The 23,839-nt window shown below is 45.7% G+C and carries 23 protein-coding genes; 14 read left to right on the top strand and 9 right to left on the bottom strand.

Annotated elements, in window-relative coordinates; translation table 11 throughout:
* Nucleotides 1–103: 103 nt before the first annotated feature.
* From QT992_RS00200 to QT992_RS00190, 3 genes are all read left to right on the top strand, one after another.
* Entirely contained in the window at nucleotides 104–1,048 is a 945-nt protein-coding gene (locus tag QT992_RS00200; RefSeq protein WP_333314601.1) for an aldo/keto reductase, read from the top strand.
* 158 nt (nucleotides 1,049–1,206) lie between these two features.
* Nucleotides 1,207–1,722 (top strand): isoprenylcysteine carboxylmethyltransferase family protein, encoded by a 516-nt coding sequence (locus tag QT992_RS00195; protein ID WP_333336317.1) that lies wholly within the window; start codon nucleotides 1,207–1,209, stop codon nucleotides 1,720–1,722.
* Between the two features lie 101 nt (nucleotides 1,723–1,823).
* Nucleotides 1,824–2,366, top strand: coding sequence for a hypothetical protein (locus tag QT992_RS00190; protein ID WP_333336314.1), 543 nt, complete (start codon nucleotides 1,824–1,826; stop codon nucleotides 2,364–2,366).
* Between the two features lie 88 nt (nucleotides 2,367–2,454).
* On the opposite strand, the gene QT992_RS00185 is transcribed toward QT992_RS00190, so the two are convergent.
* Nucleotides 2,455–3,069, bottom strand: coding sequence for a pentapeptide repeat-containing protein (locus QT992_RS00185; RefSeq protein ID WP_333336311.1), 615 nt, complete (start codon nucleotides 3,067–3,069; stop codon nucleotides 2,455–2,457).
* 74 nt (nucleotides 3,070–3,143) lie between these two features.
* Between QT992_RS00185 and QT992_RS00180 the strand changes: the two genes are divergently transcribed.
* From QT992_RS00180 to QT992_RS00160, 5 genes are all read left to right on the top strand, one after another.
* Nucleotides 3,144–4,577 (top strand): hypothetical protein, encoded by a 1,434-nt coding sequence (locus tag QT992_RS00180; RefSeq protein ID WP_333336307.1) that lies wholly within the window; start codon nucleotides 3,144–3,146, stop codon nucleotides 4,575–4,577.
* Between the two features lie 411 nt (nucleotides 4,578–4,988).
* The gene (locus tag QT992_RS00175; RefSeq protein ID WP_333336304.1) at nucleotides 4,989–6,572 is read left to right on the top strand and encodes a chloride channel protein; all 1,584 of its coding nucleotides are present in this window, start codon (nucleotides 4,989–4,991) and stop codon (nucleotides 6,570–6,572) included.
* Nucleotides 6,573–6,634: 62 nt separating this feature from the next.
* On the top strand, nucleotides 6,635–7,510 hold the full coding sequence (locus tag QT992_RS00170; protein ID WP_333314600.1) for an Rpn family recombination-promoting nuclease/putative transposase: 876 nt from the start codon (nucleotides 6,635–6,637) through the stop codon (nucleotides 7,508–7,510).
* A gap of 131 nt (nucleotides 7,511–7,641) precedes the next feature.
* Nucleotides 7,642–8,121, top strand: a complete 480-nt coding sequence (locus QT992_RS00165; protein WP_333336300.1) for a J domain-containing protein — start codon at nucleotides 7,642–7,644, stop codon at nucleotides 8,119–8,121.
* A gap of 90 nt (nucleotides 8,122–8,211) precedes the next feature.
* A complete protein-coding gene (locus QT992_RS00160; protein ID WP_333102291.1) occupies nucleotides 8,212–8,484 on the top strand; it encodes a DUF3143 domain-containing protein in 273 nt (90 codons plus the stop codon).
* Between the two features lie 138 nt (nucleotides 8,485–8,622).
* Here QT992_RS00160 and QT992_RS00155 read toward each other — a convergent pair whose 3' ends face one another.
* From QT992_RS00155 to lysA, 3 genes are all read right to left on the bottom strand, one after another.
* On the bottom strand, nucleotides 8,623–9,369 hold the full coding sequence (locus tag QT992_RS00155; protein ID WP_333151307.1) for an isoprenyl transferase: 747 nt from the start codon (nucleotides 9,367–9,369) through the stop codon (nucleotides 8,623–8,625).
* 20 nt (nucleotides 9,370–9,389) lie between these two features.
* Nucleotides 9,390–10,283: a diadenylate cyclase CdaA gene (gene cdaA / locus QT992_RS00150; protein ID WP_333314492.1), complete on the bottom strand. Its 894-nt coding sequence runs from the start codon at nucleotides 10,281–10,283 to the stop codon at nucleotides 9,390–9,392.
* A gap of 230 nt (nucleotides 10,284–10,513) precedes the next feature.
* On the bottom strand, nucleotides 10,514–11,932 hold the full coding sequence (gene lysA, locus QT992_RS00145) for a diaminopimelate decarboxylase (RefSeq protein WP_333336388.1): 1,419 nt from the start codon (nucleotides 11,930–11,932) through the stop codon (nucleotides 10,514–10,516).
* A 180-nt stretch (nucleotides 11,933–12,112) separates the two neighbouring features.
* Here lysA and rimI point away from each other — a divergent pair, with 180 nt between their 5' ends.
* From rimI to QT992_RS00115, 6 genes are all read left to right on the top strand, one after another.
* Complete coding sequence (gene rimI / locus QT992_RS00140) at nucleotides 12,113–12,799, top strand: ribosomal protein S18-alanine N-acetyltransferase (protein WP_333336296.1); 687 nt, start codon at nucleotides 12,113–12,115, stop codon at nucleotides 12,797–12,799.
* A gap of 422 nt (nucleotides 12,800–13,221) precedes the next feature.
* A complete protein-coding gene (locus tag QT992_RS00135) occupies nucleotides 13,222–13,782 on the top strand; it encodes a hypothetical protein (RefSeq protein WP_333314486.1) in 561 nt (186 codons plus the stop codon).
* A 221-nt stretch (nucleotides 13,783–14,003) separates the two neighbouring features.
* Nucleotides 14,004–14,612, top strand: a complete 609-nt coding sequence (locus tag QT992_RS00130; protein WP_333314483.1) for a hypothetical protein — start codon at nucleotides 14,004–14,006, stop codon at nucleotides 14,610–14,612.
* Nucleotides 14,613–14,902: 290 nt separating this feature from the next.
* Nucleotides 14,903–15,439, top strand: a complete 537-nt coding sequence (locus tag QT992_RS00125; protein WP_333336292.1) for a hypothetical protein — start codon at nucleotides 14,903–14,905, stop codon at nucleotides 15,437–15,439.
* Between the two features lie 402 nt (nucleotides 15,440–15,841).
* The gene (locus tag QT992_RS00120) at nucleotides 15,842–16,357 is read left to right on the top strand and encodes a hypothetical protein (RefSeq protein WP_333314478.1); all 516 of its coding nucleotides are present in this window, start codon (nucleotides 15,842–15,844) and stop codon (nucleotides 16,355–16,357) included.
* Nucleotides 16,358–16,406: 49 nt separating this feature from the next.
* On the top strand, nucleotides 16,407–18,128 hold the full coding sequence (locus QT992_RS00115; protein ID WP_333314475.1) for a hypothetical protein: 1,722 nt from the start codon (nucleotides 16,407–16,409) through the stop codon (nucleotides 18,126–18,128).
* Between the two features lie 126 nt (nucleotides 18,129–18,254).
* Here QT992_RS00115 and QT992_RS00110 read toward each other — a convergent pair whose 3' ends face one another.
* From QT992_RS00110 to QT992_RS00090, 5 genes are all read right to left on the bottom strand, one after another.
* The gene (locus tag QT992_RS00110) at nucleotides 18,255–19,685 is read right to left on the bottom strand and encodes a mechanosensitive ion channel family protein (protein ID WP_333336288.1); all 1,431 of its coding nucleotides are present in this window, start codon (nucleotides 19,683–19,685) and stop codon (nucleotides 18,255–18,257) included.
* Nucleotides 19,686–19,853: 168 nt separating this feature from the next.
* Nucleotides 19,854–20,105 (bottom strand): hypothetical protein, encoded by a 252-nt coding sequence (locus tag QT992_RS00105; RefSeq protein WP_333314471.1) that lies wholly within the window; start codon nucleotides 20,103–20,105, stop codon nucleotides 19,854–19,856.
* 189 nt (nucleotides 20,106–20,294) lie between these two features.
* Nucleotides 20,295–21,098 carry a hypothetical protein gene (locus QT992_RS00100; RefSeq protein WP_333336284.1) on the bottom strand — a complete coding sequence of 268 codons (804 nt, stop codon included), beginning with the start codon at nucleotides 21,096–21,098 and terminating at the stop codon, nucleotides 20,295–20,297.
* A 341-nt stretch (nucleotides 21,099–21,439) separates the two neighbouring features.
* Complete coding sequence (locus tag QT992_RS00095) at nucleotides 21,440–23,359, bottom strand: globin domain-containing protein (RefSeq protein WP_333314468.1); 1,920 nt, start codon at nucleotides 23,357–23,359, stop codon at nucleotides 21,440–21,442.
* Nucleotides 23,360–23,492: 133 nt separating this feature from the next.
* On the bottom strand, nucleotides 23,493–23,810 hold the full coding sequence (locus QT992_RS00090; protein ID WP_333314467.1) for a hypothetical protein: 318 nt from the start codon (nucleotides 23,808–23,810) through the stop codon (nucleotides 23,493–23,495).
* Nucleotides 23,811–23,839: the final 29 nt, after the last annotated feature.

The following is a 23,839-nucleotide window of genomic DNA, read 5'->3' as shown; positions in this document are numbered from 1 at the left end:
CGCAACCCGCCGCCTTTCCTCCCCAGGCTAGAAGCTCGATCGGGATTATTCGTATAAATTCATATAAAAATAAAGAGAATCAATAACTGTGGATTTACCAACCGTGACAACCATTACCCTAGGACAAAATGGCCCAGCCGTCATTCCCCTGTGCGTCGGAACTTGGGCTTGGGGCGACAAACTATTTTGGAACTACGGCAGCAACTACGGCGCCGCCGAAGTCGAAGCAGCATTCAAAACATCCCTAGACAGCGGAGTCAACTTCTTCGACACAGCCGAAGTCTACGGTAACGGCTTGTCAGAAGAATTGCTGGGGCAGTTTATCAAAAAAACCAGCCAACCCGTTCAAATAGCCACCAAATTCGGCCCCGTACCTTGGCGGATTACAGGAAAATCAGTTTCCGAAGCCTTGAGTGCCAGCTTAAAACGCTTACAAGTAGAACAAATAGCCCTCTACCAAGTTCACTGGCCGTTCACTTTTTTGCTGAGTCAAGAAACCCTGATGAACGCCTTAGCCGATGAAGTAAAACAAGGCAGAATTCAAGCAGTAGGAGTCAGCAACTATTCAGCAGAACAGATGCGCCAAGCCCACAAAATACTAGCAGCAAGAGGCGTTCCCCTAGCAACAAATCAAGTCCGTTACTCCTTGCTGTCGCGGCAAGTAGAAAAACAAGGAATTGTGAGTGCAGCCCGCGAATTGGGCGTCACAATTTTAGCGTACAGCCCCTTAGCCCAAGGATTGCTCACCGACAAATACACAGCCCAAGAACAACCTACAGGAGCCCGCAAAATGGACTCCCGCTTCAGTAAAAGCGGCCTCGAAAAAATTGAATTAGTCATGTCCACTCTGCGGAAAATGGGCAGAAAGCGCGATCGCACACCCGCCCAAGTTGCCCTAAACTGGTTGATATGCCAAAACGGAGTCATCCCCATTCCCGGCGCCAAAAACGCCAAACAAGCCCAAGAAAACGCAGGCGCATTAGGCTGGAATTTGAGCCAAGATGAAGTTAATCAACTAGAACTAATGACTCGTCCCTGGCGAGAATAAATTTGTTAATTGTTGACTGTTGACTGTTGACTGTAGGTTGTTTTTACTTCGGTCTACCCAACCTACAGTTCACTTCCTTCTTCCGATTCTTCACCTTCGATAATTAATCCGTGTATCCGTGTCAAAATCAGTGTCGTGCCTTCCCTCTTCCTTCAATTATGAAAATCTTAACTGACTGGGGCTTCACGCGCGAAGGCTGGCGCAATAACAGCCGCGGCGAATATTTAGTTTTGCTTCAAGGAGGATTGCTCACAGGATTTGTAATCTTACCAGTTTATCAACTGCCAGGATTAAAAATTCAATCAACTCACTTACTTTATATTATCTGGTTTATGGCCAGTATTCTCGGCTTAACCGGATTAATTTTCATCATCAAAGGATTGATAGACTTAGGAAAAAACCTCACACCTTTACCATATCCCAGAGAAGACGGAGAATTAGTCCAAACAGGCATTTACGGAATAGTGCGGCATCCATTATACAGCGGCTTAATTTTAGCAGCCCTCGGCTGGACACTTTTTCAAATGAGCATATCCCACTTAATAGCCAGCGCACTATTAATAATACTTTTCGAGATCAAAGCCAACCGAGAAGAAACCTGGTTAACCAAAAAATATCCAGCCTATTCCGAATACCGCCAAAAAGTCAAAAAACTAATTCCCGGAATCTATTAAAAGCTCGATCGCCCATAAAAAAAACCGAGTGAAGTTAACGGATTGACATTAATTGTGATTTATGCTAGAAATGGCGTAATTAATTATGAAATTTAACAGCCATGCTACGTTTAAATATCAAACTGTTAAAAACAGCATTCCCCTTCGCAGCTTTATCATTATTGCTCAGCAGTTACGCTACCAACACAAACCCTTCTCAAACACCTAAAAATCTCTTTCACTTTACCGACTATCAGACCACTACCTCACCTAGAAAACAAAAACCCAATTTAGTCGTAGCTGATGTCAACAGTGAAAAAGCAGCAATTAAATCAGTTGTCATATTAAATCTGAAAGCTTTGAATGAAGAAAATATAGAAGCTTATATGGCGACAATAGACCCAAAGTCTCCAGGATTTGAACTAACAAAAAATGCGATTGCACAAAGTTTTTCCATCTACGATTTAAATTATGTAATGAACAAATTTGATGTGGCAACCATTTCCGGCAATACAGCGATAGTTACAGTAGATCAAACGACAACAAAAATTAGAGGCCCGCAGTTCCGAAATAATAGAATGGTGTTAAGGCATCAATTCAACAAATACAATGGAAAATGGAAAATGTTTAGCTCTGAGATTCAGAAAGTTGAGTATTTAAACTAGACAATTAAGACTAACGCACGAGAAGGGTAAATTGCAATTGTCTAGACCCGGCAGAGCAGAATTAAAGACGACTAATGACTAATGACTATCATTCATGCCTAGTACCGTCCGGCATAATGGCCCCCTTTAAATTCGCTCCTGCTAACTTGCTACTAAGCAGCAAAGCATTCCTCAAATTAGCACCCTTCAAATTAGCACTTTCCAGGTTAGCCATCCACAGATTAGCACCCTCCAAATTTGCCCCTTCCAAATCAGCGTTAACGAGAAAAATACCTTTCATAAAAGCACCTCTTAAGTTAGCAGTTCTCAAATTACTCCCTCCCAAATAAGCATCCTCTAAAAACGCATTTTCTAAATTGCTTCCCTCCAAATTTGCCCCAGCCAAATTGCTGCTTATCAGGTAAACCCCAGCCAAATTTGCCTGTTTCAAGTTAGCGTTTACCAAATGCGCGCTCCACAAATTGGCATCTTTCAGGTTGGCTTTTTCTAAATTGACGCCTTCCAGAAAAACTTCGCTCAAATTCGCCCCGGAAAGATTGCAACCTTGACATTCCCTCGCTGTCAGCAATTGCCGGACTTGATGCTTGACTGACGAACGGTTCGCTGCGAAAATTATTAAACCTGTAGTTGCTAAGGCAATAATACTAAAAGTTGCCAGCCCGATCGCACTTACAATCTTACTTTGCCCCGCACCTCTAAACATCTGCTTGCCGTCCCCTAAAAATATTTCGATAATTGTTCGTATTTATAACCTAGTTCCTTCCTTCCCCAGCCCCTATGAAAAAACAGTTTAAATTTAAATTCCTGACGATCGCACTTATTGTAAGCTTAGCAATAATCGGTGTCGGATGCGATCGCCTTTTCAAAAAACCCTTTCAACTTCCCGCCTCAGCCAAACAAGAACCCTGGCCAATTCAAACAGGCCTCCGATCGGCCATCGTCCGCGAAAATATACCAACAGTCAACCGCGTAGTTTTAGTACCCGACGAAGCCACATTCTTAGCAGCAATCCAAAAATGGAATCTCAAAGGAAACTGGCCTATTCTCATCGAAGACAAAAAATATGCGCCCATGTTTTTGCAGCGCTTTCAACCCGAAGAAATAGTCCGTTTGCCAAGCATCAAACAGCAACTGCCAAAAAATCAAAAACTCCAGCAATTAATGCTCAACAGCGCAGCAGCAGCCTGGAATGCCACGGATACTCCAACCTTAAAAGCAAAATGGACGCAACTCGGCTGGGAACCCCCAGGAGTAGTAATCACATCAGAAAACGACCCCGCACGCTCAGCAGCAGTTGCCTTAGCAGCCGCTCACGGCCAACCTTTAGTATTTCTAGAAGGCAACTTCGGGAAACCCAACGATACCCTCAATAACACACAGTGGAAAACTCTGCAACTAGCAGTTACAAAAGCTGTCGAATCAACCGGATATTTTTATTCTCAACTCGCAGACCCGATCGACACAATAACCATTGTACGCCAACTAGCAGTCAAATATCAATCTCCTGAAAAACCAGACGAACAACTAGCCGTTACCGACGGTTTGGGAAGACACCCCAACGGCGAACGCTGGGCGGCTGTTGGCTGGATTTACGGTTCCGAGGTGCGATCGATCTATCAAGCCATGTGTGCCATATTTTTAGACAGCCAAACAGCCATGCTTTATGACAGTTACCCCAAGGAAGGAAATTGGGCAAAATATGAAATGGAGGAAGCAGCTAGCGGACTAAAAAGCATAGGTTTAAATGTCCAAGTAGTGCAGCAACCAGAATCTACCCTGGAAAAGTGGAGGAGTTTAGCCTCAAAACCGTGGACATTTGACTTAATATTAATGAATTCCAAAGGCTATCCAAAATCATTCCAAGTCGGCAACGGCGACGCTTTAGTTGAAGATATACCAAAACTTCTATTTCCCGCAGCAATCCACATGATCCACAGTTGGTCAGCAGCAGCGCCAGATGACACAAACACCGTTGCCGGAAGGTGGCTAGAGAATGGTGCTTACGCATATATTGGCAGCGTGAACGAACCTTTTTTATCGGCATTTATTCCACCTAAATTAATGGTCGATCGCCTAAAGCGAGGATCACCCTTTTTAATCGCAGCACGCCAGCTAGAATCCCCTCCCTGGAAAGTCACCACCATCGGCGATCCGCTAATGTCGATCGCCAAACCCAGACCAAGAATCCCGCCCAATCAACAACCGATGTGATATTATGCGCGAACGAGGGATTTAAAATTGGAGATAGGAGATTTGTGGTTTGAGATTTGTGGTTGTCAGGTATAATATCCAATCGCCAATTCTTTAATTTGAAAGTTGTTTTGCACTGAGTTATATGATATGACCCGTTCACTGAGCAGATCGACCTAAGCGCCAAAACTATAAATATAGTTAATTAGGATGATTGCGAGAGTGTATCTAAGTTTGAATGTAAGTGAGTATACAATCACGCCAAATCCGCCGCTCCTCAGAATCAGTCATTCCACCCCAGCAGCCAGCCCCAAAAATTTACCCTAAAATACGCCTTCATTAAGTTGTCAATTCCCCTAAAATCACTCAAAATGAAAATAAGAAATAAATTGTAATAATTATATAACTTCTCACCGAAGAATTAACCGCTAAATGAGAGCCATCCCTCCTGTGGATCTGCCGCCACCCGGGCCAACCGCAGCAACTCCCCAAGCCTCCCGCCTAAGCCCGCTATTCAACCGCCTGCACCCCAGCCCAGAAACCCTCCTGCTCATCCTCTCCCTAGTCATCGGGGGAGTTACGGGCGCAGGCGTCGTCACGTTTCACTACCTCATCCACTTCATCCACAGCGTGATGCTGGAAGACTTCATGGGGGCGATCGCCTCGAAAGGCTCTTGGACGCTAGCCTGCATTCCCACCCTCGGCGGAGTCATCATCGGGCTGATGCGGTGGCGGTTTCGGGACTTTGGCCCGAATATGTCTTCCTTAATTGCAGCCACCCGCGGCCTGCAAGAACTCTCCCCCCTCAAACCCATCACCAAAATGGTGGCAGCCTCAGTTTCCCTCGGCACCGGCGCCTCCCTCGGCCCGGAAGCCCCCAGCGTGGAAATCGGCGCTAACTTCGGAATGCTGCTGGCTCAAGTCTTGCAACTCTCCCCAGAACGGCAGCGCTTGCTCCTGGGCGCGGGAGCAGCAGCAGGTTTATCGGCCGGGTTTAACTCTCCCATCGCCGGAGTCTTCTTTGCCTTAGAAGTCGTGCTCGGCAGCACCTTCGCCACTTCGTCAGTCAGCGTTGTCTTGCTCTCGGCGGTAGTTTCCGCGCTCATCGCTCAAATCTGCTTGGGAGCTCAGCCGGCCTTTTCTTTGCCAGTCTACGATGTCCGCAGCCCCCTAGAACTGCCTCTGTACATGGGATTGGGAATTTTAGCGAGCGGAGTGTCTCTAGCCTACACAGAAGCAATTCAATTGGCCGAGGGCTGTTTTCAAGGAAAAGTCCGAGGATTTGCTTGGCTCGGACGACTGCCCCGGCCGCTTCACCCGATCGTCGGCGGGGCCGCAGTCGGCTTAGTCGCCCTGCAATTGCCTCAAATTTTGGGTGTCGGCTACGAAACAGTCCAAGCAATGCTCCAAGATGTTAAATTTTCCTTGCCTTTGCTACTGCTGCTGCTGTTTGTCAAACTGGCGATGACAGCAATCAGCCTCGGCAGTGGTTTAGTTGGCGGCATCTTCGCTCCGGCGATGTTTTTAGGAGCTTCCCTGGGTTCGGCTTATGGCCTGTTTTTGGAAATGCTGCCGGCAATGAGCGATCGAGTCGCTGGCCCTGCCGCCTACGCAATGGTGGGAATGGCCGCCGTCCTCGCCGGCAGCGCCAGAGCACCGCTGACAGCCATCCTGTTGATGTTTGAATTAACCCGCGATTATCGGATTGTCTTGCCTTTGATGGCAGCCGTCGGATTGAGCGTTTGGCTGGTGGAGTGGGTCAACCGCCGATCGACAGCCCACAGCCTCAACCTTCAGCAAATGGGCGTAGACGTGGCTGTCAATACACCGATCAAAGCCAGAGAACAGTTGCAAGATTGGGAAGATGTTTTGGGCGATCGCATCGTCACAGAGTTGATTTCTTGCCAACTCCCCACCGACGGCGAACACAGGGACGATGAGCCTGTGCTGGCGATCGCCAATGCACATTTGCCGGAAAATGTCAAACCATTACCTGAAACAAAATCAGCCGTTTGACGGATCTCAAATCCCGTTGCTTCGCCACCAAACCGATCGCCTTAAAGCTAAATCTGACAACTATGATATTTATCAACCCGAAAACGGATTATGCCTTCAAAAAAATATTCGGTTCCTCAGAAAGCAAAGATATTCTAATTAGCTTTCTCAACGCTCTAATTTATGAAGGCAATCCCACCATCCAAGACTTAGAAATTATCAACCCAAATCTGCCGCCCAAACTAGAAGGCTTAAAAGATAGTTATCTGGATGTGAAAGCCCAACTTAGCGACGGCACTTTAGTAATTATTGAAATGCAAGTGCTCAACGTCCAGTCTTTTGGCAAGCGAGTTTTGTACAATGCAGCGAAGACTTACGCTTTTCAATTGGAAGCAGCCCAAGGCTATCGATTGCTGAAGCCAGTGATTGCTTTGACTATTACGGATTTTGAAATGTTTCCTAATAGCCCCGAATTTATTTCCCGATTTGTGTTCAAAGAAGTCAAGAAAAACTTTACGTATCCCGAAAACGATCTGGATTTAGTGTTTGTAGAGTTGCCGAAGTTTACCAAAGGACAGGAGGAACTTGAAACTTTAGCAGACAAATGGATTTATTTTATGAAAAATGCGAGAAGTCTGACATCGGTTCCAGAAACAATGGATAGCATACCAGAAATACATGAAGCTTTTAATATTGCGAATCAAGCCAGTTTGAGCAGAGACGAAGTGGAAGATTTGGATAGAAGAGAACAGTTTATTTATGACCAACAGGGAGCAATTATTAAGGCTGTTCAAGACGGCATAGAACAAGGCATAGAACAAGGCATAGAACAAGGAAAGCGAGAAAAGGCGATCGCGATCGCCCGACAATTACTTTCACAGCTAGATAATGCCACGATCGCCCAAGTTACGGGGCTTAGCGTTGAGGATGTCCAAAATTTGCGATCGACCAATTCATAGTTTAAAGTGGGCGATCGTACCTTGAGCCGATCGCCCACCCTCAACCCCTCGACATCGCAGATAGTGGCGCTACCCTCAAATCTGCTCTAAAATAATCAAAAATTATAAACAACAAGCCCAGAGGCGCTGAGGTGACTCTTAACGAGGGAACTGCACAAAACCAAAGTCAGAAAATACCCGGCAAAACCCCCTTGGGTTCTAGTTACTACGGCTTGTTAGGGCTGCATCCTTCCGCATCGGCGATCGAAATTCGGCGATCGTACCGGGAACTGAGCAAACTCTACCATCCCGATACCACCGAGCTGCCGCCCGCAGTCGCCACCGCCAAATTTCAGCAGCTAAACAACGCCTACGCCACCCTCAGCAACCCAGAACGCCGCCTCGCCTACGACCTCAAAATAGGCTATTCTCGCCTGAACGTGATTGGGCCACCCCCAGGCTTCAATACTCCACTTTCGGGATCGGGCAAAAAAACTTCCAACTCCGCTTACCTAGATCCCACGGATCGACCTCTTTCCCCCGGAGAAATTTTCGCTCTGTTTATCATGGGAGCTAGCTTAATCGGATGTTTGGTACTGGCGATCGCGATCGGCTTAATTCGCGGCAATTAAACCCTCAAATCCCAAATCACCAATCTAAAATCGGCAATCCTCAATCCTCAATCCCAAATCTAAAATCTAAAATCTAAAATCTAAAATCCCATGACTCTTCCTTCCGCTGACACTCCTTTGTACAACCACCCACTCCCGGAAATCGAGCAGTGGCTAAAAAGCCGCGGCTGCCAGCAAGATCGGCGAGAACTCCACTGCTGGCAGATCGATCGACCTACCTGGAAAGCAGAACTCTCCCTCGATATCGACCAACTCACCGTCCGCTACATCGATGCTGGAGCCGACGGCCAAGACATTCAGCGAGCATTCAAATACTCCCTCTCGCGTCAGGACATTGAAGCGGCCGTTTTCTCCGGCCCCTAATTGGATTTTAGATTTTAGATTTTAGATTTTAGATTTGTCCTCCAATTTAAAATCTAAAATCGTTATGTTGAGCAGGAGATGACCTACTTGGAAACTGAAAAATCAACCAAAAAATCTAAAATCCCAAATCCAAAATCGTTAGACTTTGCCAAATCGGCGGCTGCGCTTCTGATAATCAGACAAAGCGCGGTGAAACTCCGATCGATCAAAATCCGGCCACAGCGTCTCAGTAATGTAAATTTCCGAATAAGCCATTTGCCATAGTAAAAAATTGCTCAACCGCATTTCCCCGCTCGTCCGGATCAGCAAATCCGGGTCACAAACATCAGCAGTATACAAATAGCGTTTAAATAAAACCTCATCAATCTCCTCCGGCTGCAACTTGCCCTCTTTCACCTGAGTGGCGATCGCCCGACAAGCTTGTACAATCTCCTGACGCCCCCCGTAATTCGTCGCCACGGTAAACAAAATCCCCTGATTGTGCTGAGTTGCCGTTACAGAACGCTCGATTTCCGCCTGCAAAGACTTCGGCAAAGCCTGCAAATTCCCCATAAATTGAATTTGCACGTCCTCGTCCACCATCTCCCGCAATTCTTGCCGCAGCTTACCCTCAAACAAACTCATTAAAAAATCCACCTCTCCGGCCGGCCGCCCCCAATTCTCCGTCGAAAAAGCATAGGCCGTTAAAGCTGGAATCCCCCAATCTTTGCAGCAGCGCAGCAGTTCCTTCAGAGTGCTAGCTCCTCGGCGGTGTCCCGCAATCCGCGGCAACCCCCTCTTCTTAGCCCAGCGCCCGTTCCCGTCCATAATCACTGCTATGTGCTTAGGCAGTAGTTCTTGTTGCAGATCCTCCGGCAACTTTTCCAAGCAAATTCCTTGACTCATGGTTTCTCCCGATTACCCGACTAACGGCGCAGTATCCGTTTTAATAGCGTCACTCCCTTCAATCCTATCTGGCGTCCGAGATTGCCGATCGGAATTGGAGCCACAACTCTTTCTCCCTCGGACGGAAACAGCTTTGCTTCCAGCAATTCCTTAAGTTTGTTGCTAGTCAAAGGTCGATTTAAAAGTCCCATCTGGGCTAAAGAAATAGAACCCGTTTCCTCGGACACCACCACGCACACGCAAGCTTGCACCCGTTCCGTAATCCCCATCGCCGCCCGGTGGCGGGTTCCCAACTGCCGCGACGCCGTGCGATCGGACAAAGGCAAAATTACCCCCGCCGACACGATCCGCGAACCTCGAATCAAAACAGCTCCGTCGTGCAGCAAAGTTTGCGGCTGAAAGATAGTCTGCAACAATTCTTTAGAAACTTCAGCATTTAGCTTTAATCCCGGCACCGAAAAATCCCGATCGTCGATCGGAGAATCTGTTTCTATAATTAGTAAAGCGCCCGTGCGGTTTTGCGAAAGTTCTTTTACTGCGTCCACAATTTCATCTATTACGCTGTCCGGTTCGGGATTTGGTCGGCGATCGCGTCCAAACAATTGCCGAAATTCCCCCCGACCCAATTGTTCCAGAAATCGGCGAAACTCCGACTGCAATATTACCGCCATTGCGACAGCCGAACCAGTCACCAAGCTGTTGAGGGCAACGTGCAACAGCCTCAATCCAGCCCAGTTGCTCACCGCCGCCGCCAGCATCAAAATGATAAATCCCCGTACCATCCACAGCGTTCTGCGCTCGCCAACAATGACGAGCACCAAATACGCAAGGGCAAAAACCAGTCCAATATCGATCCCTTGAATCAATAAGGACTTAACGAGGGCCAAGTCAAAGCCAGATTGTTGATTGTTCATGGTTCATCGAACGCTACCGCCTGTGAACCGCGAACCGTGATGCACTCGAACCCGTGAACCATGAACAGTTTTTATAAGGAATACGCTGAAAATCCCCGTGTTTTTAGACCGGGGAGTGTCAATCCAATCGCGTGACTGAACAAGGCAAAAGTTAAAAGTGAAAAAGCAATCGTCACTAAGTAAACATGGATTGTCTTTCTTTTAACTTTTAACTTTTAACTTCTAAGTTTTTACTTTGGAGCTCCGAGTCGTTCAGGAAGGCGGTCAAGCCTCAGCATATCCTGGTAAGTTTCCCGCTGTATAATCGTGTTAACTTCCCCATTTCTCACTAAAACCGCTGCCGGTCTCGGTACTCGGTTGTAGTTAGAAGCCATGCTGTAATTGTATGCCCCTGTGGCAGTAACCGCGAGGACATCTCCGGCATGACACTCTGGCAATTTGGCATCTTTAATCAGAACATCGCCTGACTCGCAGTGTTTCCCAGCAATTGTCACTGTTTCCGTTAAGGGAGCGGACATTTTACCGGCTGCGAGGACTCGATAAACTGATTGGTAGGTAATAGGACGCGGATTGTCCGACATACCTCCATCCACAGCTAAATACGTCCGCATTTCCGGAATGACTTTTTGAGAGCCAACAGTATAAGCAGTGACGCAGGCTGTACCGACGAGCGATCGACCCGGTTCGCAAAGCAATTTTGGTAAGGGCAATTGCTGCCGCTCGCAAGCTGCTACCACTGCGGAGCAGATTGTACGAGCCCAATCTTCAATGCTGGGAGGATCGTCCGCTTCAGTATAGCGAATGCCCAACCCCCCGCCAATATTAATTTCTGTTGCTGGTAAACCATAACTCTGTGCTTTTGTCAAGGCCTGAATTATGACTTCAGCTAAATCGTCATGGGGTTGCAGTTCAAAAATCTGAGAGCCGATGTGAGCGTGCACTCCCACGCAAAATAACGACGGCTGTTGGCTGATAAATTTAAAAACTTCATCGAGCGAGTTGGGATCGAAGCCAAATTTACTGTCGATTTGACCCGTCTGAATGTACTCGTGGGTGTGACACTCAATTCCTGGAGTAAACCGCACCATAACTCGTGCCGGCCCACCTGTGAGGCTGCGGACACCGGATTCTCCCAACTCTGCTAGAGTCTCTAAATCCCGCCAATTGTCGGCTACGGTAATGCAGCCGCTTTCGACAGCTAGCCGCAGTTCCTCGCGAGACTTGTTGTTACCGTGGAAGTAGATTTTGTCGGGATTCACACCGGCTTGCAGTGCAGTGTAGATTTCTCCGGCTGATACCACATCTATGCCTAAACCTTCCGAAGCTGCGATCGCGCAAACTGCCAAACAGCTCCAAGCTTTAGAAGCATAGAGCACTTGAGATTCGCCCGGATAGTAACGCCCGAAAGCATCCCGGTACTGGGTACAGGCCGCCCGCAGCGTTTCTTCGTCTAAAATATACAACGGCGAGCCAAATTGCTCCACCAAAGCTGTCACCTCGCAGCCTCCGATTTCTAACCGATCGCTGCTGTTAACACTGGCTGTCAGCGGTAACAGTTCTTGATTGGGCGATCGAGTTTGCAGAGCTTGTTGAGACTCAGACAGATACTTAAGTCCCGATTCCACCCCGAAAGATTGAGTTGATACCATCGCGCAATAACTATCCTTACGGTCTTTCCCAGTGTACAATTGACGGCAAGCAATTGGGTCAGTTGCCCCCAGATTCATTCCGCAAGCAGGCTGACTGACTGAGACTCGATCGAACTGGAGCATCCTTGCAGTGAGTAATTATCAAATCTAAAATCTAAAATCTAAAATTTAAAATCGGCTGTGCGTTTTCTACAAATTAAACATCTCGCGGCAGAACACCTCAACAGTGCAGTCGAACTCGATCGACTTTGTTTTGGCGGACTTTGGGCGATCGAAGGCTACAGGCGCGAGTTAGACAGTCCTAACAGCGATTTATTAGGTCTTTGGACGTGGGAGGGGGCGGGCACGGGGACACCGCCCCTACAGATTCGGGCGGGCACGGGGGCACCGCCCCTACAAAACCGGGCGGGCACGGGGACACCGCCCCTACAGATTCGGGCGGGCACGGGGGCACCGCCCCTACAGATTCCCCCAACTCTCATTGGTATCGGTTGTTTGTGGGCAATTTTAGAAGAAGCTCACATTATAATGCTGGCAATTCATCCTCAGTTTCAAGGTCAGGGTTTGGGACAAGCTCTGCTTTTGGCTTTGCTAAAATCGGCTTGTGACAGGCAATTAGAGCGATCGACTTTAGAGGTGCGGGATTCTAATTTAGCGGCTGTTTCCCTGTACAAAAAGTTTGGTTTTAAAGAGGCTGGACGGCGCAAACGATACTACGAAGACACCGGAGAAGATGCTCTGGTAATGTGGCGCAGCGGCCTGGAAAAACCGGAATTTCAGCGATATTTGGCGGTTGAGAAAGTGCAGATGTGCGATCGACTTTACCAGAAAAAGTGGCATTGGGCGATCGACATTTTTGAGTTGTGAGCATGAGGCTCCAGAAACCGGGTTTTTTACAACAATACTTGATTGCCGCCCGTAAATTCGAGAAAAACCCGGTTTTTTTTGTCGGTAGTTATAGCATGAGGCGACAGAAACCGGGTTTTTTACAACAATACTTGATTGCCGCCCGTAAATTCGAGAAAACCCCGGTTTCTTTTGACTGATATTTTCACAATATATCCTAATTTCGCCTCAAAAACTATAGTAAATTTACGGTATCAAATACGGCAAAAAAGCTTTAATCTGTATCCCAAGATGTTGTTTTCGTTAATTGCTGCTACAGACGAAAACAAACTCGCTCTTGTGGGTGAAGCCTTTTAAATCAGGAATATTTAATGAACATAAAATATGGACTGACCGCTATCCTGGGAACATATTTAATATCCACATTAGGAGGAGCGACCTTTATGGCTAAAATCACAGGCACAATCAAAATCAACATCGTCAACGTCAACGTCAAATATCCCAAATTAGCGGGTGTCTACACTGGTGACTTTTCCTACGACGATACGCACCTGACCAAAATCGGCACGGAGGTCATGAATATTAGTGGTGCAAATGGAAATCGACCGGGACTGCTATCTTTTAAATTGAGATTTCTGGACTTTGCGGAGGGCTCAACTCTTGTCACCTATACAGAAAATGAGGTTTTAGACTTCCCGAACTGTGCTGTTTTAGCTTTCGAGAACGGACTTCCCAGTCAATTTTGCTTGCATAGTATTCTTGCTGGAAATAACGATCTCGGAGTTTGGGGTGGAAAGAACGGATTTATGTTTGTCGATCCTGCGGCATTTGTTTTCGTGTTGCGAAATGGAACTGTTTCAGGTTGGGGGATCGTGACCTTAGAAATTAACGAATCTCCTCCTGCTCCCGTACCGGAGAACGCCTCCCCCTTCGCCTCATTGTTGGCTTTTTTGGGCTTGGGTGGAGTTCACTTGGGGAGAAAGTCGAGAAAGGGAAACAAATAATCATCTTTACCAACCTAAATTGAAGCGGGGCGTAGATATAATTACTGAGATTTTCACAATATATCCTAATTTTGGCTCAAAAACTATAGTAAATTTACGGGCTTACAATACCGCTATAAAGCTTTAGTCTGTATCTCAAGATGTTGTTTTCGTTAATTGCTGCTACAGACGAAAACAAACTCACGGTTGTGGGTGAAGCTTTTTAAAACAGGAATATCTTAATGAACATAAAATATGGACTGACCGCTATCCTGGGAACATATTTAATATCCACATTTGGAGGAGCGACCGCTATGGCAGCCACAATAGGAGGCACAATCAGGGTTGATATAACTAGGGGCGACTTCGCGGGTGTCTACACAGGTGACTTTGCCTACGACGATACACATCTGACCAAAGTCGGCACAGAATTAATGACCATAAATGGTGGTGGTGGAAATGGAATTATACCGGGACTGTTATCTATGAACTTTAGATTTTTGGACTTTGCTACTGGCTTAAATCCTGTCACCTACACAGCCGATGATGTTGATGAATTTCCAGAGTATCCACTTTTGGCTTTCGAGAACGGAATTCCAACTGATTTTGGCTTACAAATTTTTTCTGCATCTGGAAATGACGGACTTATGTTCGGAGATCCCAGGTCATTTAATTTCGCCTTGCGAAATGGAACTATTGGAGGTGATGGGAGTGTGACCTTAGAAATTACTGAACCTACTACTGAACCTACTCCTGTACCGGAGAACGCCTCCCCCTTCGCCTCATTGTTGGCCTTTTTGGGCTTGGGTGGGGTTCACCTGTGGAGAAAGTCGAGAAAGGCAAACAATTAATCATCTTTAGCAACATAACTTGAAGCTGGGCTTAGATAGAATTACTTAGACTTTTAAAGTATTTAGTTATTTTGGCAAAAAATCTAGTAAATTTACCGATTTACAATACCGCGAGTCAGCTTTAATCTGTATCTCAAGATGTTGTTTTCGTTAATTGCTGCTACACACGAAAACAAACTCACTGCCGTGGGTCAAGCCTTTCAAAACAGGAATATCTAATGAACATAAAATAGGGACTGACCGCTATCCTGGGAACATATTTAATATCCACATTTGGAGGAGCGACCGCTATGGCAGCCACAATAGGAGGCACAATCAGGGTTGATATAACTAGGGGCGACTTCGCGGGTGTCTACACAGGTGACTTTGCCTACGACGATACACATCTGACCAAAGTCGGCACAGAATTAATGACCATAAATGGTGGTGGTGGAAATGGAATTATACCGGGACTGTTATCTATGAACTTTAGATTTCTGGACTTTGCTACTGGCTTAAATCCTGTCACCTACACAGCCGATGATGTTGATGAATTTCCAGACTATCCACTTTTGTATTTAGAGAACGGAATTCCCACTCAATTTGCCTTCCAACTTTTTTCTACATCTGGAAATGATGGACTTATGTTTGGAGATCCCAGGTCATTTAATTTCGCCTTGCGAAATGGAACTATTGGAGGTGATGGGAGTGTGATCTTAGAAATTACTGAACCTACTACTGAACCTACTCCTGTACCAGAGAACGCCTCCCCCTTCGCCTCATTGTTAGCCTTTTTGGGCTTGGGTGGAGTTCACTTGTGGAGAAAGTCGAGAAAGAGAAACAACTAATCATCTTTACTAACTTAACTTGAAGCAGGGCGTAGATATAATTACTGAGATTTTCACAATATATCCTAATTTCGTATCCGCTCAATAATCCGGGGTAAATCGCTCAACGATGCACCTCAAAGGACGCAAAATCGTTCCTGAGTGGGTAGTCCGCCCCGAATTATTGAGCGGATACCTAATTTCGCCTCGGAAACTCTAGTAATTTTACGGTTTTACAATACCGATAAGAAGCTTTAATTTGTATCTCAAGATGTTGTTTTCGTTAATTGCTGCTACAGACGAAAACAAACTCACGGTTGTGGGTGAAGCCTTTCAAATCAGGAATATCCAATGAACATAAAATATGGACTGACCGCTATCCTTGGAACATATTTAATATCCACATTTGGAGGAGCGACCGCTATGGCAGCCACAATAGGAGGCACAATCAGGGTTGATATAACTAGGGGCGACTTCGCGGGTGTCTACACAGGTGACTTTACCTACGACGATACACATCTGACCAAAGTAGGCTCCGAGTTCATGACCATAAATGGTGGAAATGGCGATCTAGCGGGACTGCTGTCTCTCAACTTTAGATTTGTGGACTTTGCCACAGGATTAACTCCTGTTACCTATAGGGCAAGTGACGATCTCGAATTTCCTAATTTTCCAAGTTTGCTCTTTGAAAACGGAATTCCCACTCAATTTGCTTTCCAAGTTTTTTCTGAATCTGGAAATGACGCATTTGGGTTCTTAGATCCCAAGCTATTTCGTTACGCCTTGCGAAATGGAACTTATGGAGGTGACGGAACTGTGACCTTAGAAACAACCAACGAACCTACTCCTGTACCGGAGAATTCCTCCCCCTTAGCCTCATTATTGGCTTTCTTAGGATTGGGTGCAGTTCACCTGTGGAGAAAGTCTAGAAAGGGTTAGTCAACAGAAACAAATAATCTTTAACAACCTAACTTGAGAGGAATGGACAATGGCAGTAATCGATACTAAGTTTCGGGTAACAGGTGGCGAAACTAAGAACCCACCTAGCAATGCTTATAGTGCAAGTGAGCGTGAAATAAATATTCTCGCGCCCTTTGGCGTTCCCTCTGCCGAGCAATGGAGCGGACAAAAAGTATGGCTGCTACTTCCGGGTTTCACAAATCCTGCCGATTATTACGATCCAAATCTGGCGGCAGCCATCAGGGATGCCAACCCAAACGATACGGTTTTAGCCCTTGACTGGACTCAAGTGAGCGGAACCAAGTTCTTCAATATTGGACCATTAGGGATCGCTGCTGGAGACCTTTACAGGTCTGGTTCGTGGATTACTCCAGTGGCAAGAGCCATCCGAGACAAACTTGCTCTTGAGTGGGGAATGCCCGCTGCAGCGCTCAATATTGTTGGTAATAGTCTCGGTGCTCACCTTGCTAGCGATCTTGCTGCCAGTTTCACTACCTACGGAAGTCAAGTGGGCTCAGTGACAGCTCTTGACCCAGCATCAAATCAAGCAAGGCAAAGAAGTCCATACGATACAACTAATGGCTTCGATACTGACTTATCAAATGGATACGTAAGGAATGGAGGAACTCCCGATCCAATCAAACGCTTAGATTTTGGTGGTGCTGCGGTTTCAAGAAGTTTTAATGGCATCAGTAGTTTAGCAGGAAATGAAGCTCAAGCTGGAACTGCCCAGGAATCATTCCTGTTTGACTTCGGCACCGATCCGAATGATATCGGGAAACAAATTGCTCAACACAACGGTGTCGTCACCGCCTTCACAAATTTGGTTACAACTGATGCAGGTGGCAATTCTCGTTTAGCCACAAATATTCTGGGTCTAAATGACACGCGGGCCGATCATCAATTTCGACCAAACTTTTATAAAGGGGATTTTAATGTCTCTCCTCAAGTGCATGAAGCAGTGATTCCTGTTGATACTGAATATAATCCTTTGTTTCTAGTTGGTGCTAAGCTTGATGGCGGGATAAATGACCGAATCATCTACGCGACTAACAGAAACGACGTATTAACGGGAACGGGAATTTTTGGGAAATATTACAACAACAACGGCAACCATACTTATTATTTTGGGGATGGGGACGATATTGTCTCTGCTGGCACTGGTAATGACATCATCTCTGGGGGGAATGGAGTTGACGCCCTTGGTGGCGGAGATGGAAATAATCTGATCTTTGGTGAGGCGGGTGGTGATTTTATCACTGCTGGCACTGGGAATGACACCATCTCTGGCGGGGCTGGAAATGACAACATCAATGGCGGAAATGGCAGGAATACCATTCGCGGTGATGAGGGTAATGATTATCTCACTGGTGGAAACGGCACTAATCTCTTGTTTGGTGGTTCTGGAAACGACACTCTCGGAGGTGGTGCCGGTCTGAATATATTAAGAGGTTCAGAAAACAACAGTTTGTCTAGTGCTGAGGTAGATACTTTAATCGGCAACAGCGGTCAATCTCTTAACACATTTTATATTGGTGATAATACAAGAAATTGGTACTCAGTTGCTGGCGGAAATGATTATGCCAAGATTGTTAACTTTAATGCAGACACTGACGTAATTTTGGGTGGCGTGAATATTGAGGCGCAAAACCTCATCACTCAAACTTTTCTCTGGGCGGGAAGTGAATTGATTGCAAAGATTGACGGTCTCTGGGCTTCGCAAATGCAGTTCCCTGTAAGGATATTTTAGGCTTGACCTTTCTCCGGTATTGCAGAGGCGGCTGTGATTCGTTATACTTTGCACCGTCATAGACCGTGCTTTTTCACCAGCCCCAAGAATTGTAAAATTGCCACAATATGAACACTTTCATCATCCTCATAGGGAATCAACCTTAGCATTTGACGAAACATCTGCCTGCGCGGCCATACTTACCGCTTTGCTTCGCGCTTCGATAATTTGACCGATCTCGCGCCCCAAGCTTGGTTGACGTTCAATCATCGTATTTACAGCATCTGAGTAGACGACAAGAACTTGCAAATCGTCAACGGCGACAACCGATACCGGACTCGGTTCCCCGCTAAACAGCGCCATCTCGCCAAAAAACTCACCACTCAAGATAGTCATTACCTCCAACTCCATGCCCAACTTGTTCGTGACTGTTACCTTAGCCTGACCCGCAATGATAATGTACAAAGCATTACCAGGCTCGCCCTGCCGGATGACTTTCTCTCCCGCACCAAACTTCTGTAAAATAGTTCCCTTAGTTAAGTCATCCAAATTTTTTGGCTCACGAGCATAAGGCATAAATCCGGGAATTGAGTGCAGGCTTTGGGCTAACTTACTGGAAGCGCTATCTGCCTTATCAGCAGCTTCCACAGCATAGGAGTATCGGTAGCGATATAGCGTCAGGTTGTTTCGCTGCGCTGCGTACCAGACGCGCGTCATAAATCGATCGAGTATCTGCTCCACATCTTCAAAGTTTTCGATAAAAAACTCCACCTCATAGATAATTGCAGTCTCATCATAGGATGTAGTTTTGCTCTCAGGTTCGGGTTCGGCTAATATCCCCTGTGTAGCCAAAGCTGTACTTAGCAGTACCTGCTTCACCAGGTTAGGGGGGCTATCGTAGGAAAAGCCAATATTGATACGTTGGTTGTAAATGCGTTCTGGTTGGCTGTAATTATGAATTATTTCTTTTCCAATGAACTGATGAGGAACGATAATCACCTGCCGCTGGAGAGTTAGCAGGCGAACAGAGCGCCAATTGATATCAATTACCTGCCCTTCGATATCTCCAATTCGCAACCAATCACCCACACTGAACGGGCGTTCTAGAAGCAGCGCAATGCCCGACATGATGCTGCCTAGTGTGTCCTGAAGCGCCAAACCGATCGCGATCGAGCTAACGCCCAATCCCGTAGCAAGACCCGCCAAATCTGCACCCCACACTGCCGCCAGCACGATCGCGCTTCCCACAAGCACCAAAAACAACCTAGAAAGGTCGATCGGCAGTTTGGGCATCCGCGCCCGCCATGTATTCGCCTCAGCTTCTTCAAACAAAATCACATTAAACAGCGAGAGACAGGCGTAGATAACAGATATCCAAAATAGGGTTTCGACGAGCTTGGGAAAATTCCCATTATCGATCAAAAACATATCGTAGTAACCGTATTTTTCAACTATATTGCGAAAAATAGGGTGGTAGCGGGCGTGAGCGCGGCTGTAAGCGCTGGCGTCACCAGGATTGTCCAGGGGAAGTTTCTTGCCAGCGGGGTTGGGGTTAGCAGCGATGTAGTGGTACTGCAACTAACGAGCCGCGGCTGTTTTTGGCGTGTAGGATTCGAGAACGGGCGAACCATCGTTCGTTGGCGTTAGTTTGGTTAGAAATTGTGTCCGGTAGTATGTATCAATTTTTGCCTCAAAATCCGCTGGTATTGTTGATTATTCAAGTTGGCGGTAGGCTGTCTTAAACTCCTACATGGCTCCCACGACTGTCAAATCTTCGCTTAAGGTTTGGCTGTGGTGGTAAAGGCTTTCAAAATAATCTTGGATTTGATAAGTTTTGGCAGCCCGAAGGCTGGTTAATTGGTTGAAGACTTTTTCGGTCAGAGTAGCTTTCCCGCTGCTAGAGCATATATAGGTGCTCGCGAGCATAGCGCAAAGGCTGACTGCTAGCAACATGACTGTGAGTTTTGTCTTTATACTTAACTGCTTAAGTAATTGCATAGGAATTTTTCCGTTCCTGTTTGCTTTCTTTTTGTGATTATACCTCTCGGTAAATTCTACCTTAGTCACTTTGCTACAATGAGTATTGTCGATCGTCTTGTACAGGTTGTCAATTAATGCTTGAAGATTAAAGCCTCTTTCCAGCATCTCTATAAACTGCCTTAGCTGGACTTTAGCTCTCTTAACTGGTTACACAGGTATTTTAGGCTCATCGTCATTCAATAGCCCCTCACGCAGTTGATTGTACGACTGCTCTAGAGATGACAAATCAATATCCGCACTAGATGTTCCGTTGTACTCAAAAGGATTCTCAAGGTCGTAGATGAGCAACAACAAATACATGAATGACGTAAATAGAAAACCTGAAATAATCAAATTGGTATAATACTCGTCGGTATGCGTTATTAACAAAGCAATACTTGAGCCAATTATCAGGATATGCAGCAATCCATAGGCGGATGCCAGAAAGTCGGTATCGCGAATCCTTTGAATTCGGGCAATCAGAAGACGAATCTTTGCCTGTTCACCTTGAAGGCGAGCCATCAAAGGAGCTTCGCAAAACTTTGATAATGGAACCAGTGATGAATTGAGGATTGTAACAGCATTCTCAACTCTGATGAATGGCTTACTCTGTTTCAAACAGAGTAGGACTGATTGGAGGATCTCAACTAACCCTTCTGTAAGTAGGGTTGGGTTATAGTCGGGCTGACGGGCTGCAATGAACAAATTCGTATCTTGAATCGTTTCAACTGCATTCGCAATCTGCGCGGGCATATCTTCACTGGTACGGTAATCAGTCAGCGTCCCGTTCAGCATAAACGCCAAGATGAACGTTACCGCCGCCAACAGAGAACCTATCTGACTATCGAACTTACCAATTTCCCACTGCATCTGATGAGCGATCCATTTTGCCAGGCAAAATAGCGCTGTTAGGGGAATAATTTTGAGTAAGATTCCCCATTTTGAGATATCGGTAAAAGTTCTGAGGTTCATTACGTTTATCCTTTATGAAAGAGGTGTTTTTGGTGATGAACGAGTGCGCGAGCTTACCTCACTTTAGTATTGAATAGAAGGCGATCGCGCTACCATTTAGTACGAACTTGAAAGCCAGTTTCCTGGAGCTTCTGAGTCGGAACTGCAATAGTATAGAGGATATTAAGACAGATGTTGCTATTTTCCTTCTTATCACGAGCAGCACTTCAATGAAACGATTCCAGGTCAACCGCTGTCCTCCCGTGCGATCGCATTTCAGTAAGCCAAAGCTTTTCTACTCACGGTGTCGTCAGCTTGAGTAGAAAAGCAGACATGAAGGTCAAAAACAAGCTGGGATCAATTTATTTGTTTGTGGCCTCATCTTCCAGAGACTTATACTTCGACCCATCAGGCATAACAGCACCTGCGAGCAAAGCACCACTCAGGTCAGAAATGCTAACTTTAGCACCTTTTAGATTTGCACCAGTTAGGTAGGCACTCTTCAGGTTGGCACCACTCAAACTAGCATCTCTCAAATCTGCACCACTCAGGTTCGCATTACTCAAATCTGCACAAATTAAATTAGCCTTACTAAGATTCGCACTACTAAGATTAGCCTGAGTCAAGCGAGCAAAACTCAGTTTTGCATGACTTAAATTTGAACCACTAAGTTTAACATGACTGATATTAGCATTATCTAAATTGGCATAAGTCAAATTAGCATTACTCAAGTCGCTTTCCCTCAAATTGGCTTTACTGAGATTGGCATGAGGAAGATTAATATCTACTAACTCCGCACCAATCGCATCCAAACCTCTAAGAGAAACACCATCCTCATTCAAATCTTGGAGTGCCAGAATTCTGGCATAGCTAACTTTTACGCCGTGTGCTGCATCAACTATACTCCAAGCTTGGTAATGAAATTGCTTTCTGCGATCGGGTGCTTCCTTAATGAATAAAATTAAAGCAACGACAAGACTGAGAGCATCAACACTCTCCAAAATCTCTCCAATCAGGGAATTATCATCCGCCCCCACATAAATTATGATGAACAGAACGGCTGAAACACTAGCCACTAACCAGGCTGGTTGCGTCCAAAAATTATCAATGAATTTTTCTAAAATTCCTTTGAGAACTTCACCCAATCGCTGAACGAATGATTGACCTTGAAATTGCTGATAACTATCAGTTATTTTGGAGAGCATTTTTTGGATAATTTCACCATCCAACTGAATAGATACTAAAGGCTTTTTCTGTTCCTCGGTTGGTGGCGCGAGCGGCTTAGATTCGTTCAGTAATTGTGTTTTTGATTCTTGTGGCTGATGGTGGATGACATCTTTTTTATCTGCGACAACATTTGGTGAAGAATCTGCACCTGCGCCTTTTAACATCAAACCTGTAATTGCTTTGTAGGCATCTGTCCATGCCACCTTTACTTCGGGAGTCCAATCTTCTTGGAGATACTGCTCAAAAGCCATCAGCAGTGCGGCTCCAACTGGCTCATAATATTTGGGAATTACCCCATAGCCGATGTGTCTGCCTCCCAAGGCGTTGAGAACTGGCCCTAAAGCTTCTGGAGAGCGGAGATTTTCTACTACCACTACCAAAGAATTTATGAGCTTTTTCTGTTGCTTTTCTATATCGATATTGGCAAACAGCGGTTTAAATTCTGGGTGAGCGAGGAAGAGGTTTTCGTAGAAGCGAGCGGCAAATTCATCTGCACGAGGTTTGATTTTCTCGAAACTGCTTTCCAGTACCTCTACGGCCAATTTGGGCTCTTTTTCTGGGACGGATTCTAGTTGGTGATTAGCTGCTATAATTACCTGTTTTTCGGGGATTATCTCTGTTTCTAATTGAACTTCTTCAGGTGTAGTTTCTACACCGCCCCCTTTTAACATCAAAGCAGTAATCGCGCCGTAGGCATCGATCCATGCTTGTTTGACTTCCATAGTCCAATCTTGCTGGAGATACTGCTCAAAAGCACTTAGTAGTGCTTCTCCAACTGGACGGTAATATTTGGGAATTACTCCATAACCGATGTGTCTGCCTCCCAGTGCGTTGAGAACTGGCCCTAAAGCCTCTGGAGAACGGAGATTTTCTACTACTAAAACCAGAGCACTTATGAGCTTTTTCTGTTGCTTTTCCATATCAGTTTTGGCAAACAGCGGTTTCAACTCTGGGTGAGCTGTAAACAATTTTTCGTAGAAGCTAGCGGCAAATTCATCAGCACTAGGTTTGATTTTCTCGAAACTTTGCTCTAAAAGTTCAACATTTAAAGACATATTTTTGTTTCTCTCTTGAAAGTTGACGCTCCCTTGTCTTTAGACAGGGTTTTTTAACTAGCCCGCTCTAATGAATGCTTGTGATAGAGTGTTTGAAACCTGAGAGTTTCTTTGCTGACGCCAGGGCCAGATATTACAAACTCAATTTTTCCAACTCTTGCCCCAGGGTAGCCATAAACTCCTCTGCATCGTTGATGCCCATTTCTCCTAAAGCTTTCCACTCTTCACTGCTGTAATCTAAATCGAGTCCCATCACGTCTTGAGTCCAATAGGGCAAATTAGATGGGTTTTCCATTAGGTCACAGGTTATTTTTAAGATTTCTGTTCCGCTCGTCTTTTGTCTAGCTTTTGTCGCTAAGCAAAAGGAGAGCAATTTGGCTAAATTACTTTGTGGGGGAATAGCTATTAAAAATGCCATATTTTGTGCTAGTACAAACTTGTCAAATTTCATTGGATATTTTCCTCGTTTTTCGATATTCA

Source organism: Microcoleus sp. T3_D1 (assembly GCF_036700405.1).
Taxonomy (GTDB): Bacteria; Cyanobacteriota; Cyanobacteriia; order Cyanobacteriales; family Microcoleaceae; genus Microcoleus.
The sequence above is the reverse complement of the archived record's forward strand: the minus strand, read 5'-3'. Positions and strand labels throughout refer to the sequence as shown.